At 73.5% G+C, this 19133-nt stretch carries 12 protein-coding genes; 10 read left to right on the forward strand and 2 right to left on the reverse strand.

What is annotated here, in order from left to right:
• The first annotated feature begins 69 nt into the window (after positions 1-69).
• The 5 genes from G9H72_RS05525 (at position 70) to glgX (ending at position 7531) form a co-directional block, all read left to right on the forward strand.
• Positions 70-1503 (forward strand): lipopolysaccharide biosynthesis protein, encoded by a 1434-nt coding sequence (locus G9H72_RS05525; protein ID WP_166168664.1) that lies wholly within the window; start codon positions 70-72, stop codon positions 1501-1503.
• Between the two features lie 162 nt (positions 1504-1665).
• Positions 1666-3705, forward strand: a complete 2040-nt coding sequence (locus tag G9H72_RS22810; RefSeq protein WP_166168666.1) for a hypothetical protein — start codon at positions 1666-1668, stop codon at positions 3703-3705.
• Positions 3702-4601, forward strand: coding sequence for a DUF4397 domain-containing protein (locus G9H72_RS22815; protein ID WP_166168668.1), 900 nt, complete (start codon positions 3702-3704; stop codon positions 4599-4601). The genes G9H72_RS22810 and G9H72_RS22815 overlap by 4 nt, the downstream gene beginning before the upstream one ends.
• Positions 4602-4608: 7 nt before the next feature.
• A complete protein-coding gene (locus tag G9H72_RS22820; RefSeq protein ID WP_331272009.1) occupies positions 4609-5355 on the forward strand; it encodes a class F sortase in 747 nt (248 codons plus the stop codon).
• A gap of 58 nt (positions 5356-5413) precedes the next feature.
• Positions 5414-7531, forward strand: a complete 2118-nt coding sequence (glgX, locus tag G9H72_RS05545) for a glycogen debranching protein GlgX (protein WP_166168670.1) — start codon at positions 5414-5416, stop codon at positions 7529-7531.
• A gap of 106 nt (positions 7532-7637) precedes the next feature.
• Here the strand turns inward: glgX and glgP are convergent, their stop codons facing one another.
• Entirely contained in the window at positions 7638-10241 is a 2604-nt protein-coding gene (glgP, locus tag G9H72_RS05550) for an alpha-glucan family phosphorylase (RefSeq protein WP_166168672.1), read from the reverse strand.
• 436 nt (positions 10242-10677) lie between these two features.
• The gene (locus tag G9H72_RS22265) at positions 10678-10812 is read right to left on the reverse strand and encodes a hypothetical protein (RefSeq protein ID WP_269205053.1); all 135 of its coding nucleotides are present in this window, start codon (positions 10810-10812) and stop codon (positions 10678-10680) included.
• 385 nt (positions 10813-11197) lie between these two features.
• Here G9H72_RS22265 and G9H72_RS05555 point away from each other — a divergent pair, with 385 nt between their 5' ends.
• From G9H72_RS05555 to G9H72_RS05570, 5 genes are read left to right on the forward strand one after another with little or no spacing between them, the layout of a single operon-like run.
• On the forward strand, positions 11198-13180 hold the full coding sequence (locus G9H72_RS05555) for an alpha-1,4-glucan--maltose-1-phosphate maltosyltransferase (RefSeq protein ID WP_166168674.1): 1983 nt from the start codon (positions 11198-11200) through the stop codon (positions 13178-13180).
• Between the two features lie 4 nt (positions 13181-13184).
• Positions 13185-14873, forward strand: a complete 1689-nt coding sequence (treS, locus tag G9H72_RS05560) for a maltose alpha-D-glucosyltransferase (protein WP_166168676.1) — start codon at positions 13185-13187, stop codon at positions 14871-14873.
• Positions 14870-16276 carry a maltokinase N-terminal cap-like domain-containing protein gene (locus tag G9H72_RS20920; protein WP_331272010.1) on the forward strand — a complete coding sequence of 469 codons (1407 nt, stop codon included), beginning with the start codon at positions 14870-14872 and terminating at the stop codon, positions 16274-16276. The genes treS and G9H72_RS20920 overlap by 4 nt, the downstream gene beginning before the upstream one ends.
• Positions 16277-16281: 5 nt before the next feature.
• Entirely contained in the window at positions 16282-18462 is a 2181-nt protein-coding gene (gene glgB / locus G9H72_RS05565) for a 1,4-alpha-glucan branching protein GlgB (RefSeq protein WP_331272011.1), read from the forward strand.
• Positions 18459-19100, forward strand: coding sequence for an NYN domain-containing protein (locus tag G9H72_RS05570; RefSeq protein ID WP_166168678.1), 642 nt, complete (start codon positions 18459-18461; stop codon positions 19098-19100). The genes glgB and G9H72_RS05570 overlap by 4 nt, the downstream gene beginning before the upstream one ends.
• The last annotated feature ends 33 nt before the right edge of the window (positions 19101-19133 follow it).

The following is a 19133-nucleotide window of genomic DNA, read 5'->3' on the forward strand; positions in this document are numbered from 1 at the left end:
CACTCGGAGGGCGCTCCCTCCGGGCCGTCCCTTCGACGTGAGCGCGGGCGGCAGAACCAGGAAGCAGGAATGCCGATTACCGCAAGAGCGCTCGCCCCACTGCAGCGCTTCAAGGGGTTCGAGCGGGTCGCCGCCGTCACCGCAACTCTGGTCGGCACCCAGGCCATCACGAGCATCCTCGGCTTCGTCTACTGGACGGTCGCGGCCCGCCGCTTCTCCGTGGAGTCGGTCGGCCTCGCCAGCGCGGCGACGTCGTCCATGCAGCTGCTCGGGTCGATCGGCATGCTCGGGCTCGGCACGCTGCTCATCCGCGAGATGACGCGCGTCGCGCTCAGCCGGCGCCGGCTGCTCGTCCGGACCGCGCTGGTGCTGTCCACCGCGGTGAGCTTCGTCCTCGGCCTCCTGCTGGCCGTGGGCGCGCAGCTCGTGGGCGCGGACGAGCTGGCCAAGGTCGGCTCGAGCCCGCAGGTGGCGCTCCTCTTCGCGGTCGGAGTGGCCCTCACCGGCATGACCCTCGTCCTCGACCAGGCCGTGCTGGCGCTCGGCAGCGGGCTGCTCCAGCTCGAGCGCAACGTCATCGCGAGCGTGACGAAGATCGGCTTCCTGCTCGCCCTCTCCTTCGGCGGCGCCGACGGCGGCATGGCGATCTACCTGTCGTGGACGCTGGGCACGCTGGTCTCGCTGCCGGTGGTGATGTGGCGGACCCGCGGCGGGCTCCAGCACCAGGAGAGCAAGCGCCTCTTCGACCTGCGCACCATGCGCGGCCTGCACAGGGCGGCCGCCAGCCACCACGCGCTCAACCTCGCGCTGCAGGCCCCGCCGCTGCTGCTCTCGCTCGTCGTCACGGTCGTCCTGTCGGCCACCGACAACGGCTACTTCTCCACCGTCCGGCTGGTGGCCGGGTTCGTCTTCGTCCTGCCGTACGCCATGGCGATCGGCCTGTTCGCCGCCGCGGACGCCGACGAGCGGGAGCTGATCTCCCGGATGCGGCTGACCCTGCCGCTGGGCATGGCCGCCAGTCTCGCCGCCTGCGTCGTGCTCTACCCGATCGCGCGGCCGATCCTGCTGGCCTTCGGTGACGCCTACGCGCTCGAGGGCCTCAGCGAGCTGCGGGTCATCGTGCTGGCCGGCATCCCGCTCATCGTGAAGGACCACTACGTCGCGTTGCGCCGGGTGCAGGGCCGGACCACGGAGGCCGCGGGCGTCGTGCTGGTCGGCGCCGTCTTCGAGGTGGCCGGGGCGACGGCCGGAGCGCTCCACTCGGGCACGCTGGGGCTCACCGTGGCCTGGGTCATCGTCCTGGCCGTCGAGGCCGTGGTGCTGGCCGTGCCGCTGGCCCGCGCGGGCAGGCCGGCCCGCCGCCCGCCGCAGCACATGCGCGGCCGCGGCCGGGGCCGGCTCGGGCTGCCCGTCGAGACTCCTTCCGGCGGCCTGGTCGACGACGACAGCGCGCTGTTCGCGGCGCTCGCGGACCGCGACGAGCCACCCCGCCGTGACGGGTAGTGAGCAGCACTGAACACGGCGTCGAATTTCCGGCGCATCCATCGATCCGGGGCATCCGCACCCCCGGCCGCCCCGAACCGTCCGTGTGGATACCGCCCGGAGCCTGACCGCCGTCCCGTGGGCGCCTCGCCCTGACCGCACGGCACCGCGGGCCGCTCGCCGGTGACGGCGCTCGCCCCCGGCCCCGCGCACGCGCGGCCCGAGCACCTGCGCGCTCCGCAGCCGGCGGCTCCTGAGCCGCCCGCCGTCGACGGCTCGCCGCCGGGTGGGCGGGCATGGGCGCTGCTCGCCGCCCTCCCCGTCCTCGCCGTCGCGGGAGCGGTCGGGGCGGCCGGCCTCGCCGACGCCCCGGCCCGCAGCGCGGCCGAGGGGGCGCTCACCGCCTCCGCGTACGCGGTCGCCCGCGGCGACGGGCTCGGGCCGGGCCGGCTCGACCCGCCGCTCGCCGCCCTGCAGGTCGGTGGGTGGGACGCCCTGACCGACGCGCTCTCCCGCTGGGACGGAGCGCTCGGCGCCGGCCGGGAGGCACTGCTCCTGTGCCACCTGGCCGCAGTCGCACTGACCATGGCGCTGGCCCGGCGGCTCGGGCTCCCGCGCGTGGCCGCGGCAGTCGCCGGGCTCGTCCTCGCGCTCTCGCCACTCGCGGTCGAGGAGGCACGCCGGGTCACCGCGCCGGGGGTTGCGACGCCGTGGCTGCTGCTCGCCCTCTGGCTCGCCGCCGGCCGGTCGCGGGCACGGTTCCAGCTGGCCGGCTCGGCGGCCGCCCTCTCGGTCGCGGCTCTCACCGCACCGGTCACGCTGCTGGCGCTGCCTGTGGTGGCGTGGCTCGCGCTGCGCTCCACACGCGGGCGCCGTTCCGTGCTGGCCGTGCCCGTCACGGTCCTGACGGGGGTGGCCGCGCTCTACGCGGTGCTCGCCACGGCGGCCTCCGTGTGGCCCGAGGGCACCCGCGGCTGGCCGTGGCCGGCGTCGGGCGCCGCCGGCTCCGGCACCGGGCAGCTGTGGGACGCGCTGCGCGGCTGGGCGGACCGGGACCCGGTGCTCGCGGTCGCTGCAGTGGTCGCGGTGGCGCTGGCCACCCGGTCGCGCGCGCTCCGGCCGCTCGTGGCCCTGGTGGGCCTGCTGCTGCTCGTGCCGTTCGTACCGGGCGCGCCGCCCGCCGGGCAGGCCGTGCCCGTCCTGCCGGCGGTCGCGGTCCTCGTGGTGGGGGCCGTGGTCAGCGAGGCACGCCGGGCGCGTTCCGCCCGCTCGGCGACTGGTTGGCTGCCCGCCATCACCGTGGCACTCGCGGCCTGCCTCGGGGTCCTCGCGGCCGGGCAGGCGTGGACGGCCACACTGCGCGGCCTGGTCGACCGCGACGCGGACGCGGCGTACCGCTCCGCGGCGGCGTGGGTGCTGAGCAGCCTGCCCGCCGAGGCACGGGTCGCCACCGACGACGCGCTGCTGCCCGAGCTGGTCGCCGCGGGGCGGGCACCCGTGGGCTACGCCGCGGTCGAGGCGGACGGGCAGGGCGCCGACAGCTGGCGATCGCTCGACGTCGTGGTGGTCACCCCCGCGCTGCGGGCGGCGCTCGCCGAGCTGCGCGCGGCCGGCAGCACCGGGACCGTGGGCACCGCCGAGTCCGACGTCGTGGACGAGGGCGTGGCCGCCGCGGTGCGCAACTCGGTGGTGCTGGCGACGTTCGGGGCCGGCGAGGGCGCGATCGAGGTACGCCGGGTCGAGCCGGACGGAGCCGGCGCCGCCACGGCCGCACAGGAGGCGGACGCCGCCGCGCGGGCCAGGGTCGGGACGGCGCTGGCCGGCAACGCGCGGCTCGACCTCCCGGCCCCGGCTCGGCGCCAGCTCGCCGCCGGGCGCGTGGACAGCCGGGTGATGGTCGTGCTCGCCCTGGCCCTCGGCGAGCAGCGCCTCGGCGTCGCCGGCTTCCCGGCGGCCCCGGGAGAGGCCGCGCCCACTCCGATCCGCACGGTGACGGTGGCCTCGGCCGACGGCGAGCCTGTGCGCGACGGGGCGCCCGCCACGAGCCGGCTGCTCGAGGTGCTGCGCGCCCAGCCGGAGCCCTACGCGCCGCAGCTGTCCCTGGCCGGCGGCCGGTTGACCGTCACCTTCCCCGCCCCCAGCCCGCTCGGCCTGCTCCCGGCCCCCGAGTCGGACGACGCCGACCTCAGCGCTCCGCCCACCACTTCCCCGGAGGACCCGTGACCCCGTTCCAGACCCGCCCGACGCCCTCCCTCCCCCGCCGCCGGGCCGGCGCGCTGCTGCTCGCCGGCGCCCTCGCGGCCGGCCCGGCGCTCGTCGTCGTCCCTGGCGCGGCCGCGGCGGCGACGGGCACCTCCTGGCTCCGCCTGGCACACCTGTCCCCCGACACCCCGGAGGTCGACGTCTACCTCGCCCCGTTCAGCGGCGGCGACAAGCCGGTCGTGCTGCGTGGCGTGGGCTACGGGGACGTGAGCGCCTACCAGGCGGTGCCGGCCGGTACCTACACCGCGACCATGCGCTGGGCCGGCGACGCCGGCACCAGCACGCCCGTGCTCTCCGCGACGGCCACGGTGTCGCCCGGCAAGGCCTACACGGTCGCCGCCGTAGGGCTCAAGGCGGACCTGACGACCAAGGTGCTGCGCGACGACCTCGCCGCGCCGGCCCCCGGCAAGGGGCGGGTACGCCTCATCCAGGCCGCCACCCGGGCCGACAGCGTGGACGTGCGCGCCGAGGGCGGGCCGCTGCTCGCGCAGGACACGGCGTTCGGCACGGCGACGGGCTACGCGACCGTGCCCGCCGGCCGGTGGACGCTGCGGGTCACGCCGTCCGGCGGCACCGCGAAGCCGCTGACCGCGACCGTGGACGTCCCGGCGGGCCGCGTGGCCTCGGTGCTGGTCCTCGACGGCGCGGGGGACGCCACCTTGAAGGTGGCGGCGGTCGTCGACAGCGAGGGCTCGGCGGCGATGCCCAAGGGCGGGGTCAACACCGGGCACGGCCCGGGCGCGACTGCTGCCTCCCCGTCCGCGATGACGTGGGGCGCCGCTCCCCTCGCCCTCGGCGGGCTGCTCGCCGGCGCGGGGCTCGTGATGCTGCGGCGGCGCCGGCCGTCGGCCCGGTGACGCGGCGGTGACCGACGCGCTGGGGCGCCACCGCCGGGAGCGGCGCGGGGGGGCAGGGCCGGGCGACAGCCGCTCGCCGGGCGGGCCGCAGGCCCGGCGCACCGCCGCAGGCCTCGCGCTCGCCGCCTGCCTGCCGCTGCTGGGCGGCTGCGGGGCGGGTGACGCTCCGGCCCGGCCCGCCGCCCTCGGGTCACCCGCCACCGCGGCGACGGCTCCCCCGGTCGCGCCCACTGCCGGGCCACCCGCGCCCGCCGCGCCCGAGCGGTCGGGCCCGGCCGCGCTGCCCGCGTCGACGCTGCACCCGACCCGCCTGGTCATCCGTCGGCTGGCCGTCGACGTGGGGTTGGACCGGCTCGCGCTCGACGCCGCCGGGGAGCTGGAGCAACCACCACGCTGGGAGCGCCCCGGCTGGTACGCCGGGGGCGCGGTCCCCGGAGAGCGGGGGCCGGCAGTGATCGCGGGCCACGTCGACTCCCCGGACGGGCCCGCCGTCTTCTGGCGGCTGGCCGAGCTGCGGCCCGGGGACGAGGTCGAGGTGGTGCGCTCGGACGGGACGACGGCGGCCTTCCGGGTCACCCACACCTCGCAGCACCCCCAGGACGCGTTCCCGACAGCGGCCGTCTACGGGCCGACGCCCGGCCACGAGCTGCGTCTGATCACCTGCGCCGGGACGTACGACCGATCCGCCGGCCGCTACCGCGACAACCGGGTCGTCTTCGCCAGCGCCGACGAGAGCGCGTTCGGCCCGGGCTGATCGCGGCTCACCGAGGGCAGGCGGACTGCTTCGCGGCGCTGTCGGGGATGATCGGGCGGTGAGCGCAGCCGCCCGACCCGCGTCCCCGCACAGCTCGCCCGCGCACGGCTCGTCCGGGCGCGCAGGAGCCGAGCCCGCTCCCTGGCCCGGGTCGCCCTCCCCGCTCGGCGTCACCTGGGACGGGCAGGGCGCGAACGTCGCGGTCTGGTCCGAGCACGCCGAGTGGGTCGAGCTCTGCGTGCTGGACGACGACGGCGGGGAGCGGCGGTTCCGCCTGCCCGAGCGGGTCTACGGGGTCCGGCACGGCTACCTGCCGGCCGAGGTCGCCGACCTGCGCCCCGGCACCCGCTACGGGTTCCGGGCCCACGGGCCGCACGCCCCCGAGGCCGGCCACCGCTTCGACTCCGGCGCGCTGCTCCTCGACCCGTACGCCCGTGCCCTGGACGGCCCCGCCGACGCCCCGGTGTCCGTGGTGGCGGACACCGCGTACGACTGGCAGGGCGACCGCTCCCCGCGCATCCCCTGGTCGGACACCGTCGTCTACGAGTTGCACACCCGCGGTTTCACCAAGCTGCACCCGGCCGTGCCCGCCGAGCTGCGCGGGACGTACGCGGGGCTGGCGCACCCGGCGGTCGTGGAGCACCTCGTCGACCTCGGCGTGACGACGGTCGAGCTGCTGCCCGTGCACCACTTCGTCAGCGAGCCGTTCCTCCGTGAGCGCGGCCTGGTCAACTACTGGGGCTACAACTCGATCGGCTTCTTCGCACCGCACGGCGCCTACTCCGCCTCGGGCACGCGCGGGGAGCAGGTCCGCGAGTTCAAGGACATGGTGCGCACGCTGCACGCGGCCGGGCTCGAGGTCGTGCTCGACGTCGTCTACAACCACACGGCCGAGGCCGGCGGCGACGGCCCCGTGCTGTCGTTCCGCGGGCTGGACAACGCGTCCTACTACCACCGGCACGGAGCGGCCTACGCCGACTACACCGGCTGCGGCAACTCGGTCGACGCCTCCCATCCGCAGGTGCTGCAGCTGATCCTGGACTCGTTGCGCTACTGGGTCGAGGAGATGCACGTCGACGGCTTCCGCTTCGATCTCGCCCCCACGCTGAGCCGGAAGCGCGGCGGGGACGTCGACCTCGAGGGCGCCTTCCTCACCGCGGTGCGCCAGGACCCGGTGCTGCGCGACGTCAAGCTCATCGCCGAGCCGTGGGACGTCGGCTGGGGCGGCTACCGGGTGGGCGAGTACCCGCCGCCGTGGGCCGAGTGGAACGACCGTTTCCGCAACGGCGTCCGCGACTTCTGGGCTTCGCGCTCGCACGGGGTACGCGAACTCGCATACAGGCTTTCCGGTTCCAGCGACGTCTACGGCACACGACGGCCGCTGGCCTCGATCAACTTCGTCACCGCTCACGACGGCTTCACGCTGCGCGACCTGGTGTCGTACAACGGCAAGCACAACGACGCCAACGGCGAGCACGGCCGCGACGGCACCGACGACAACCGCTCGTGGAACTGCGGCGTCGAGGGCGAGACGGCAGACGCCGAGGTCCTGCGGCTGCGGGCGCGCCAGCAGCGCAACCTGCTCTCGACCCTCCTGCTCTCCGCCGGCGTGCCGATGATCACCGCGGGCGACGAGATGGGCCGCACCCAGTCGGGCAACAACAACGCCTACTGCCAGGACAACCCGGTCTCCTGGGTTGACTGGGCGCTGGACCGCGACCGGGCCGCGCTGCTCGGCTTCACCAAGCGGCTGATGCGGCTGCGCCGTGAGCACGTGGCACTGCGTCAGGAGCACTTCTTCGAGGGCCGCCCGGCCGAGCCCGGCGGCCCCAAGGACGTGGCGTGGTACGCCCCCGGCGGCAGCGAGATGCACGAGGCCGAGTGGTTCGACCCGAACGTGCGGACGCTCGGCATGCGGCTCTCCGGCCGCACGGTGCGCCGCCGCGGGCCGCGCGGTGAGCGCCTGCAGGACGCGACGTACCTGCTGGTGCTGCACGCCGGCAACGACCCGCGCAAGGTCGTCCTGCCGCAGACCGGCAGCGCCTCGACGACGTGGGCCCTGGTGCTCGACACGGCCGATGACGACGCCCCGACCGAGGAGCACGCCGTCGGCGAGTCCATCGTGCTGCAGGGGCACAGCGTGGTCGTGCTGTGCGCCGACCCGCCTGGGGCCTGAGCTCCGCGTCCCGGCCCGGCGCCGGGACGGGCGCCGGCCGCAAGCACAGGAGACGCAGACAGGCCCGGCACGTCACCCGTGCCGGGCCCGTCCTCTCGCAGGAGCGTCAGCGCAGCGGAGGCGCGCCCTTCGACTGGCCCTCGGGGGCGACGGCGTTGGCGACGAGGCCGAGCTCGGCCGGGGCCGCCGCCAGCTTGGTCGACGGCAGCACGCGCACGGTGTAGCCGAACGCGCCGGTCCGCTCGAGGGTGAGCTCTCCGTCGTAGCGGTGCCGGCCACCCTCGTACGCCTCGGCGTGGGTCAGCGGGAGCGCCGCGGTGTCGGCCAGCTCGTCGCCCTCGTCGACCCGGCCGTGGACCAGCTGCACCTCGACGTCTCCGGGCTGCAGGGCGCCGATCGAGACGAAGGCGCGCACGCGCAGCACCGAGCCGACCTCGGGGGCGTCCCCGACGCCCTCGGACTCGACGTGGTCGACGCGGACGCCGTCCCAGGACCCGCGGACGCTGCGCTTCCACTCGGCGAGCACGCGGGCGCCCTTGAGGTCCTCACCCAGCCCGCGGGCGGAGGTGGCTGCCGGCACGTAGAGCTGGTTGACGTAGTCCTGGACCTGCCGGCTCGCGAGCACCTTCGGCCCGAGCGACTGCAGGGTGTGCCGGACCATCGAGATCCAGCGCTGCGGGACCCCGTCGTGGCCGCGCTCGTAGAACTTCGCGGCGACCTGGGACTCGATGAGGTCGTAGAGCCCGGCGGCCTCGATGTCGTCGCGCCGGTTGGGGTCGCTGACGCCGTCGGCGGTCGGGATGGCCCAGCCGTTCTCGCCGTCGAACCACTCGTCCCACCAGCCGTCCAGGATCGAGAGGTTGAGGCCGCCGTTGAGCGCGGCCTTCATGCCCGACGTGCCGGAGGCCTCCAGCGGGCGGAGCGGGTTGTTGAGCCAGACGTCCGTGCCGGGCAGCAGGACCTGTGCCATGGCGATGTCGTAGTTCGGCAGGAAGACGATGCGGTGGCGCACCTCGGGGTCGTCGGTGAAGCGGACGAGCTCCTGGATGAGCCGCTTGCCGCCCTCGTCGGCCGGGTGGGCCTTGCCCGCGACGATGATCTGCACGGGGCGCTCGGGGTGCAGCAGCAGCGACTTGAGCCGGGCCGGGTCGCGCAGCATCAGCGTGAGGCGCTTGTACGACGGCACCCGGCGGGCGAAGCCGATGGTCAGCACCTCGGGGTCGAGGGCGTTGTCGATCCAGCCGAGCTCGGGCTCGCTCGCGCCCCGCTCCAGCCACGAGGCGCGCAGCCGGCGGCGCGCGTCGTCGACGAGCTTGCCGCGCAGCGTGCGGCGCACCTGCCAGAGATCGCCGTCCGAGAGCCGGGACAGGCCCTCCCAGTCGCGGGCACCGCCGGCCCGCTCGGCCGCGTCCTGCGCCTCCCGGGCGACCCACGTCGGGGCGTGGACGCCGTTGGTGACCGAGGTGATCGGCACCTCGGAGGGGTCGAAGCCCGGCCACAGCCCGGAGAACATCCCGCGGCTGACCACCCCGTGCAGCAGGCTGACGCCGTTGGCGCGCTGGCCCAGGCGCAGGCCCATGACGGCCATGTTGAAGACTCCGGGGTCGCCGCCCTCGTACGTCTCGGCTCCGAGGGCGAGGATCTGGTCCAGCGCCTCGGGCGGGGCGAGCGGGCCGGAGAAGTGCTGCGCGACCAGGTCGCGGGGGAAGCGGTCGATACCCGCGGGCACCGGGGTGTGGGTGGTGAACACGGTGCCGGCGCGCACCGCCTCCAGCGCCTCCTCGAACGTCAGCCCGCTGTCGGCGACGAGCTCGCGGATGCGCTCGATGCCGAGGAAGCCGGCGTGGCCCTCGTTGGTGTGGAAGACCTCGGGCGCAGGCGCCCCGGTGACCCGGCTGTACGCGCGCAGCGCACGCACGCCGCCCATGCCGAGCAGCAGCTCCTGCAGCAGGCGGGTCTCGTTGCCCCCGCCGTAGAGCCGCTCGGTGACCGTCCGCTCGGAGGGCTCGTTGGTCTCGATGTCGGAGTCGAGCAGGAGCAGGGGCACGCGGCCGACCTGCGCGACCCAGACACGGGCGTGCAGCGCGCGCCCACCCGGCAGGTCCAGCGTGACGACGACGGGGGTCCCGTCGGGCTCGCGCAGCACCGAGATCGGCATGCCGTCGGGGTCGAGGACCGGGTAGTGCTCCTGCTGCCACCCGTCACCGGACAGCGCCTGGCGGAAGTAGCCCGAGCGGTACAGCAGGCCGACGCCGACGATCGGCACGCCGAGGTCGGAGGCGGACTTGAGGTGGTCACCGGCGAGGATCCCGAGCCCGCCGGAGTACTGCGGCAGCACGCTCGTGATGCCGTACTCGGGCGAGAAGTAGGCGATCGAGGCGGGGATCGCGCTGTCGCCGGGCTCCCCGGAGCCGAGCGACTGGTACCACCGGGCCCCGGTGAGGTACTCGTGCAGGTCGCCGACGGCGTCGTGGACACGGCGTACGAAACCCTCGTCCGCGGCGAGCTCGGCCAGCCGCTCGGGCGCGAGCGCGCCGAGCAGGGCCACCGGGTCGTGCCCGACGGCCTCCCAGGTGCCGGGGTCCGCGTCCCGGAACAGGTCCTGGGTCTCCGGGTGCCAGGACCACCGCAGGTTCATCGACAGCTCGCCCAGGGGCGCGAGCGCCTCCGGAAGAACGGTGCGCACGGTGAAGCGGCGGATGGCTCTCACGTGAATCCCTCACTCGTCGGGCGGCTACTGGCCGGCTGGCTGGCACTGCAACGGACGTCGACCCCGCGAGGCCATCCTTCCCACCTCTGCGTTGCCGGGCAAACCCGCTCCGCAGCCGTCGGCGCCTCGTTCTCCCGAACTGTCCGAAGGCAACGACTACGCCGAGTGTCAGGCCGATTACGCCCATCGTCTCGTACGGCCAAGGCGGCGGCGCACTCGCCCCTCGACCGGCCACCTGCGGCCCACGAAGCCCGACCCGACCCATCGGCCGCCGGCGGTCACCCGACCCACACCGAGCAGGCCGATGCCCGCTGACGCCGAATTCCCTGCTTCCAGGCGAGCGGTTCGTCCGATCGACGCCGGGAACCCGGCGCGCGCCGCCGCTGGGAGCAAGCGGGCGGGAGGCGACCGGCGCCTCCCGCCCTCCGGGGCCGCCTCAGGAGAAGATCGAGAGCGGTGCCGTCACCGGGGTGCTGAGCGGGACGTCGGTCGCGGTGCCGGTGACCGACGCCCCCGTGAGCTCTTCCAGCCGACCCCGCAGGGTCAGTGCGGGCGGGGTGTAGTCGCGCATGTAGCTCCTTCCATGGGGCTCCGCGTCGTGCAGTCGCAGCGGCACCCGCCCCGGGTGCCGCGGGACATCACCACACCCGGAATTCCGGATACCACGTCACGGATCACTTTTCGTGACCACGGCAGCACTTAGCGCACAAATCGGAGCCGAAACAGGAATCTGCCGTACGCACCGGCTTCCATGGACCAGGCACGGGCAAACTCGCGCAGCGCAACTTCTCCGCTTGTTTACGGGCCGGACATCCTTCGACGCGCTGCTCGCCGAGGAACGGGCCCGTGCATGACGGTCCGTCGAGGCCCGAGCGACCGGCGGTGACGAGCAGGCCGTCATCCCGAGCGGCACCGGGGAGGTGATCCCTGGCCGCACCTGGGTAGGTTCGCCCTCGATGACCGGACGCATCCCCATCAGCAACGTCCAACCCGTCGTGGCCTGCGGTAGGTACCCGGCCAAGGCGGTTGTGGGCGAGCGGTTCACCGTGTCGGCGACGGTGTTCCGTGAGGGGCACGACGCCGTGGCGGCCAACGTCGTCCTCCGGGACGCGGACGGCCGGAAAGGCCCGTGGACACCGATGCGCAAGCTCGGCCCGGGCGTGGACGTCTGGGAGGCAGAAGTCGTGCCGACCAGCGAGGGTCGCTGGAGCTACGCCATCGAGGCGTGGAGCGACCCCTACGAGACCTGGCATCACGATGCCGGCATCAAGGTGCCGGCAGGGCTCGACGTCGAGCTGATGCTGGAGGAAGGGGCACGGCTGCTCGAGCGAGCCGCGACGGTGCCCGGCCGCTCGGCCACCGGCAAGCGCGTCCTGGCCGACGCCGCCGCGGCCCTGCGGGACACCGGGCGGCCGGTGGAGGCGAGGTACGCCGCGGCGACCGCACCGGAGGTCGAGGCGACGCTGCAGGAGCTGCCGCTGCGCGACCTCGTGACGTCGACCGAGCGCTTCCCGCTCCAGGTCGACCGCGAGCGGGCGCTGTTCAGCAGCTGGTACGAGCTCTTCCCGCGCTCGGAGGGCGCGAGCATGGGCGAGGACGGCGGGCCGAAGCGCTCCGGGACGTTCCGCCAGGCGGCCGAGCGGCTGCCGGCGATCGCGGGCATGGGCTTCGACATCGTCTACCTGCCGCCCATCCACCCGATCGGCTTCACCGCGCGCAAGGGCCCGAACAACACCCTGACCCCGGCCGAGGACGACCCGGGCGTCCCGTGGGCGATCGGCTCCCCCGCCGGCGGGCACGACGCCGTCCACCCGGACCTCGGCACGATCGAGGACTTCGACTTCTTCGTGGCCCGCACCCGCGAGCTCGGGATGGAGGTCGCGCTCGACCTCGCGCTGCAGGCCTCGCCCGACCACCCGTGGGTCACCGAGCACCCGGAGTGGTTCACCACGCGCGCCGACGGCACCATCGCGTACGCGGAGAACCCGCCGAAGAAGTACCAGGACATCTACCCGATCAACTTCGACAACGACCCGCAGGGGATCTACAACGAGGTGCTGCGGGTCGTGCGGCACTGGATCAGCCACGGGGTCCGGGTGTTCCGTGTCGACAACCCGCACACCAAGCCGGTGAACTTCTGGGAGTGGCTGCTCGGCGAGGTCCGCAAGACCGACCCGGACGTGCTCTTCCTGGCCGAGGCCTTCACCCGGCCGGCCATGATGCAGGAGCTGGCCAAGGTCGGCTTCCACCAGAGCTACACGTACTTCACCTGGCGGAACACCAAGCAGGAGCTCGTCGAGTACCTCACCGAGCTCACGACGCAGACCGCGCACTTCTACCGGCCGAACTTCTGGCCCAACACGCCGGACATCCTGCACGCCTACCTGCAGTACGGCGGCCCGGCGGCGTTCAAGATCCGGGCCGTGCTGGCGGCGACCATGACCCCGTCCTACGGGATCTACTCCGGCTACGAGCTCTACGAGCACGTGGCGGTCCGGCCCGGCAGCGAGGAGTACCTCGACTCGGAGAAGTACCAGTACCGCCCGCGGGACTGGGCGGCGGCCGAGCGCGACGGGCGGACGCTGACGCCCTACCTCACCCTGCTGAACCGGCTCCGGCGCGAGCACGTGGCGCTGCAGCGGCTGCGCGGCCTGCGCTTCCACGAGACCGACAGCGACCACATCCTCGCCTACAGCAAGGTCGAGAAGGCCGCGGACGGCTCCGAGGACGTCGTGCTGGTCGTGGTCAACCTCGACCCGCACTCCGTCCGCGAGGACACCGTCCACCTGGACATGCCCGAGCTCGGCTTCGGCTGGGACGACCACTTCGCCGTCCGTGACGAGATCACCGGCGAGACGTTCTGGTGGGGCCAGCACAACTACGTCCGGCTCGACCCCTATCGCGAGCCGGCGCACATCCTGACGGTCCGGAGGGTCTGAGCCGGTGACCGATATCGCCATCGAGCAGTACAGCGGCAAGCCGGACAACGAGCGCGACCCTTACTGGTACAAGCGCGCCGTCTTCTACGAGGTGCTGGTCCGGGCATTCAACGACGGCAACGGGGACGGCAGCGGGGACCTGGCCGGCCTCACCGAGAAGCTGGACTACCTGCAGTGGCTCGGCGTGGACTGCCTGTGGCTGCCGCCGTTCTTCGCCTCGCCGCTGCGCGACGGCGGCTACGACGTGGCCGACTACACCGACGTGCACCCGGACTTCGGCACCATCGGCGACTTCGTCGGGTTCGTCGACGCCGCGCACGAGCGCGGCATGCGCGTGATCATCGACTTCGTCATGAACCACACCTCGGACCAGCACCCCTGGTTCCAGGCCTCGCGCAGCGACCCGGACGGGCCGTACGGCGACTTCTACGTGTGGTCCGACACCGACCAGCTGTACCAGGACGCGCGCATCATCTTCGTGGACACGGAGACGTCGAACTGGACGTTCGACCCGGTGCGCAAGCAGTACTTCTGGCACCGGTTCTTCTCCCACCAGCCGGACCTGAACTTCGACAACCCGCGGGTGCAGGAAGCCGTGGTCGAGGCCCTGCGCTTCTGGCTGGACCTCGGCGTCGACGGGTTCCGGCTGGACGCGGTGCCCTACCTCTACGAGCGCGAGGGCACCAACGGCGAGAACCTGCCGGAGACCCACGAGTTCCTCAAGCGGATCCGCGCGGAGGTCGACCGGCTCTACCCGGACCGGGTGCTGCTCTGCGAGGCGAACCAGTGGCCGGCCGACGTCGTCGAGTACTTCGGCGACGACGACGAGTGCCACATGGCGTTCCACTTCCCGGTCATGCCGCGGCTGTTCATGGGGGTGCGCCGCGAGTCCCGCTACCCCATCTCCGAGATCATGGCGCAGACGCCGGAGATCCCGAAGAACTGCCAGTGGGGCATCTTCCTGCGCAACCACGACGAGCTGACGCTCGAGATGGTGACCGACGAAGAGCGCGACTACATGTGGGGCGAGTACGCCAAGGACCCCCGCATGAAGGCGAACATCGGCATCCGCCGCCGCCTCGCACCCCTGCTCGACAACGACCGCAACCAGCTCGAGCTGTTCACCGCCCTGCTGCTCGCCCTGCCCGGCTCCCCCGTCCTGTACTACGGCGACGAGATCGGCATGGGCGACAACATCTGGCTCGGTGACCGCGACGGGGTGCGGACGCCGATGCAGTGGACCCCGGACCGCAACGCCGGCTTCTCCAAGGCCAACCCGGGCCAGCTCTACCTGCCGATCATCATGGACCCGGTCTACGGCTACCAGGTGACGAACGTCGAGGCGCAGATGTCGGCGTCCACGTCGCTGCTGCACTGGACCCGCCGCATGATCGCGGTGCGCAAGCAGAACCCGGCGTTCGGCCTCGGGACGTTCACGGACCTCGGCGGCACGAACGGCTCGGTGCTCTCGTTCATGCGGGAGTTCGGCGACGACGTCGTGCTCTGCGTCAACAACCTCTCCCGCTTCCCGCAGCCGGTCGAGCTGGACCTGCGCAAGTGGGAGGGGTGGCGCCCGATCGAGCTGCTCGGCGGCGTCTCGTTCCCCGCCATCGGCGACCTGCCGTACTTCCTGACGATGCCGGGCCACGGCTTCTTCTGGTTCCGGCTGGCCAAGCCCGAGGAGGGCCTGTGACGGTGAGCCCGGAGCTGATCTCGCAGTGGATGGGGTCCGCGCGCTGGTTCGGCGGCAAGGGCCGCGACTGGACGGTGACGGCGGTCGCCCCGCTGGCCGAGCTCGACGCGCCCAGCGGGCCGATCCGCCTGCTCGTCGCCCGGGTCGAGTACGCGGGAGGCGAGGTCGAGTCGTACCAGGTGCCGCTCGCGCTGCACGAGCAGCGGGTGGAGGCCCTCGACCGCGCCTACGTCGGCGAGATCGAGGAGGACGGCCGGACGTGGTACGCGTACGACGCCCTGCACGACAGGACCGCGACGGCGCTGCTGCTGAAGAACCTGCGCACGGGAGCCACGGTCGGCGACGTGACGTTCGCGCCGCTCAAGGGCGCGGACGACATCCCGCCGGAGGTGAGCTCGCGGGTCCTCTCGGCCGAGCAGTCGAACACCTCCCTGGTCTACGACGACTCGGCCATCCTCAAGGTCTTCCGCAAGCTGGCGCCGGGCGAGAACCCTGACATCGAGATCCATGAAGCGCTTCTCGGTGTCGGCTGCGAGTACATCGCCGCGCCGCTCGGGCACATCGCGGGCCGCTGGGAGCACATCCCCGGCGAGACCGTCGACGGCAGCCTCGCGATGCTGCAGGAGTTCCTCGCGACCGCCAGCGACGGCTGGGGGCTGGCGCAGTCCAGCGTGCGCGACCTGTTCGCCGAGGCCGACCTGCACGCCGACGAGGTCGGCGGGGACTTCGCCGGCGAGTCGTTCCGGCTCGGCGCGGCAACGGCGGCGGTCCACGCCGACCTGGCCCGCGCGCTGCCGACCGGCACGTTCGGGCCGGAGCGGCTGCAGCCGCTGGCGTCGGCGATGAAGGCCCGGCTCGAGGTCGCGGTACGGGAGGTGCCCGAGGCGGCCCCGTACGCGCCGGCGCTGACCGCCGCGTACGACGCGCTCGCCGCGCGCACCGAGCCGGTCCCGGTGCAGCGCATCCACGGCGACTACCACCTCGGCCAGGTCATGCGGACGCCGACGGGCTGGCGGCTGCTCGACTTCGAGGGCGAGCCGGCCAAGAGCCTGGCCGAGCGGCGCGCGCCGGACTCCCCGGTGCGCGACGTCGCCGGGATGCTCCGCTCGTTCGACTACGCCGCCCGGCACCAGCTGATCGACCGGCCGCGCGACCCACAGCTGGAGTACCGAGCCGAGGAGTGGGCGCAGCGCAACCGGTCCGCGTTCTGCGACGGCTACGCCTCGGTCGCGGGGGCGGACCCGCGGGCCGACGCCGGCCTGCTGCTGGCGTACGAGACCGACAAGGCCGTCTACGAGCTGCTGTACGAGGCGCGGAACCGCCCGTCCTGGGTACGGATCCCCTTGTCTGCAATCGAGCGTCTGTCCGCGGCTGCCGCTGCGGACGCTGGAGGAGCACCGTGACCGACGTGAGCGCGACCCCGACCCCCACCCCGGTGAGCCGAGAGGAGCTGGACCGGCTCGTCGGCGGCGCCCACCACGACCCGCACAGCATCCTCGGGGGCCACCCGGGCAACGGAGGCGTGACGGTCCGTGTGCTGCGGCCCTGGGCCCGCGGCATCTCGGTGGTGACCGCCGACGGGTCCTACGAGATGCAGCACGAGCACCGCGGGGTCTGGGCGGCCGTGCTGCCGGGCACCGAGGTCCCGGACTACCGGCTCGACGTGACGTACGACGAGGGCGGGCCGCAGCGCGTCGACGACGGCTACCGCTTCTGGCCGACGCTCGGCCAGGTCGACCTGCACCTGGTCGGCGAGGGCCGCCACGAGCAGCTCTGGACCGTCCTCGGCTCGCACTGCCGGACGTACGACTCCCCACTGGGCCAGACGCAGGGCGTCTCGTTCGCCGTGTGGGCGCCGAACGCGCAGGGTGTGCGCGTCGTCGGCGAGTTCAACGGCTGGGACGGCACCGCCTCCCCCATGCGCTCGCTCGGGTCGTCCGGGGTCTGGGAGGTCTTCCTTCCCGGCATCTGGAACGGCGCGCGGTACAAGTACGAGATCCTCGGCCGCGACGGCGTGTGGCGGCAGAAGGCCGACCCGCTCGCCTTCCACACCGAGGTGCCGCCGGCGACCGCATCGGTGGTCTGGACCGGCAGCTACGAGTGGAACGACGGCGACTGGCTGGCCCGGCGCGCACAGTCCTCCGTCCACACCTCCCCCATGAGCACGTACGAGGTCCACCTCGGTTCCTGGCGGCAGGGGCTGTCCTACCGGGAGCTGGCCGAGGAGCTCACCGCCTACGTCAAGGAGATGGGCTTCACGCACGTGGAGCTCATGCCCGTCGCCGAGCACCCCTTCGGCGGCTCGTGGGGCTACCAGGTCTCCTCGTACTTCGCCCCCACGTCCCGGTTCGGCAACCCCGACGAGTTCCGCTACCTCGTCGACCGCTTGCACCAGGCCGGGATCGGGGTCATCGTCGACTGGGTGCCCGGCCACTTCCCGAAGGACGACTGGGCGTTGGGGCGCTTCGACGGCACCCCGCTCTACGAGCACCCGGACCCGCGCCGCGGCGAGCAGCTGGACTGGGGCACCTACATCTTCGACTTCGGGCGCAACGAGGTCCGCAACTTCCTCGTCGCGAACGCGCTCTACTGGCTCGAGGAGATGCACGTCGACGGCCTGCGGGTCGACGCGGTCGCCTCGATGCTCTACCTGGACTACTCGCGCAAGGAGGGCGAGTGGCTGCCGAACGAGTACGGCGGCCGCGAGAACCTCGACGCGGTGCGCTTCCTGCAGGAGACGACCGCGACGGCGTACCGCCGGAACCCGGGCACCGTCGTCATCGCCGAGGAGTCCACGGCGTGGCCGGGCGTCACGCAGCCGACGTACGCCGGCGGCCTCGGCTTCGGCTTCAAGTGGAACATGGGCTGGATGCACGACTCGCTGTCGTACATGCACCAGGAGCCGATCTACCGCCAGTACCACCACAACGAGATGACGTTCTCGATGGTGTACGCGTACTCCGAGTCCTTCGTGCTGCCCATCAGCCACGACGAGGTCGTGTACGGCAAGGGCTCCTTGCTGCGCAAGATGCCCGGTGACCGGTGGCAGCAGCTCGCGAACGTGCGGGCCTACCTCGCCTTCATGTGGGCCCACCCCGGCAAGCAGCTGCTGTTCATGGGGCAGGAGTTCGCCCAGGAGTCCGAGTGGTCCGAGGCGCGCAGCCTGGACTGGTGGCTCACGGACAACCCCGACCACCGCGGCGTGCAGACCCTCGTGCGCGACCTCAACCGGCTGTACGCGCAGATCCCCGCGCTGCACGAGCTGGACAACGACCCCAAGGGCTTCCGCTGGATCGACGCGAACGACGCGGCCGGCAACACGCTCTCGTTCCTGCGCTACGACTCCCAGGGGCGCCCGGTCGCGGTCGTCTGCAACTTCTCCCCGGTCCCGCACGAGTCCTTCCGCATCGGCCTGCCCTCCTCCGGCCGCTGGGAGGAGATCCTCAACACCGACGCCGACGTGTACGCCGGCAGCGGGGTCGGCAACGCCGGCGCCGTCGAGGCGGTCGACGAGCCGTGGCACGGCCTGCCCGCCTCCGCGCAGCTGCGGGTCCCGCCGCTCGGGACGGTATGGTTGCGGCTCCCATGAGCCCTTCCGACGGACCACAGCCGACGAACGGGCGGGAGGCCGGCGCCAGCAGCCGCCTCCCGCTCGACCTGCTGGTGTGGGACGCCCCGAACATCGACATGACCCTCGCGCAGGTCACGGGCACCCGGCCCGGCCCGGAGTCGCGCCCCCGCTTCGACGCGGTCGGCCGCTGGCTGGTGCGCGCCGCCGGGGACCGTGACGTCGAGGCCACGGTCTTCGCCAACGTGCCGCCGCAGAACGCGGTCAACATGCGCGGCTGGGTCGAGACGCTGCGCGCCTTCGGCTTCGCCGTCTTCGCCCGCCCCAAGCTCGCGCCGTCCGACGACGTCGACGAGTCGATGCTGGACCACATCGCCACCCGCGCGGTGGAGCGCCGCCTCACCCGCCTCGTGGTCGCGTCGGGGGACGGCCGCAACTTCCGCGAGCCGCTCGAGGACCTCGCCCGCGACGGCGTCGAGGTCGTCGTGCTGTCGTTCGCCGAGATCGCGGGCTACGCGCAGGAGTCGGACCTGCTGACGTTCGTGGACCTCGAGGACGTCCCCGGGGTCTTCACGGTGCCGCTGCCGCGCACGCGGCTGGACGCCCTGCCGCCCGAGGGCGCCTGGCTCGCCCCCACCGGCAGCCTGCGCGACCTGTAGCTCCTCCACCCGCCGCCCGCGCCGTCCGCTGCG

The organism is Motilibacter aurantiacus (assembly GCF_011250645.1).
In the GTDB taxonomy this organism is placed as follows: Bacteria; Actinomycetota; Actinomycetes; order Motilibacterales; family Motilibacteraceae; genus Motilibacter_A; species Motilibacter_A aurantiacus.

Excerpts from the sequence above, each read along its gene's own strand:
- G9H72_RS05570 (WP_166168678.1), top strand. The coding sequence starts at position 18,459 with ATGAGCCCTTCCGACGGACCACAGCCGACGAACGGGCGGGAGGCCGGC.
- G9H72_RS22265 (WP_269205053.1), bottom strand. The coding sequence starts at position 10,812 with ATGCGCGACTACACCCCGCCCGCACTGACCCTGCGGGGTCGGCTGGAA.
- G9H72_RS05525 (WP_166168664.1), top strand. The coding sequence starts at position 70 with ATGCCGATTACCGCAAGAGCGCTCGCCCCACTGCAGCGCTTCAAGGGG.
- G9H72_RS05555 (WP_166168674.1), top strand. The coding sequence starts at position 11,198 with ATGACCGGACGCATCCCCATCAGCAACGTCCAACCCGTCGTGGCCTGC.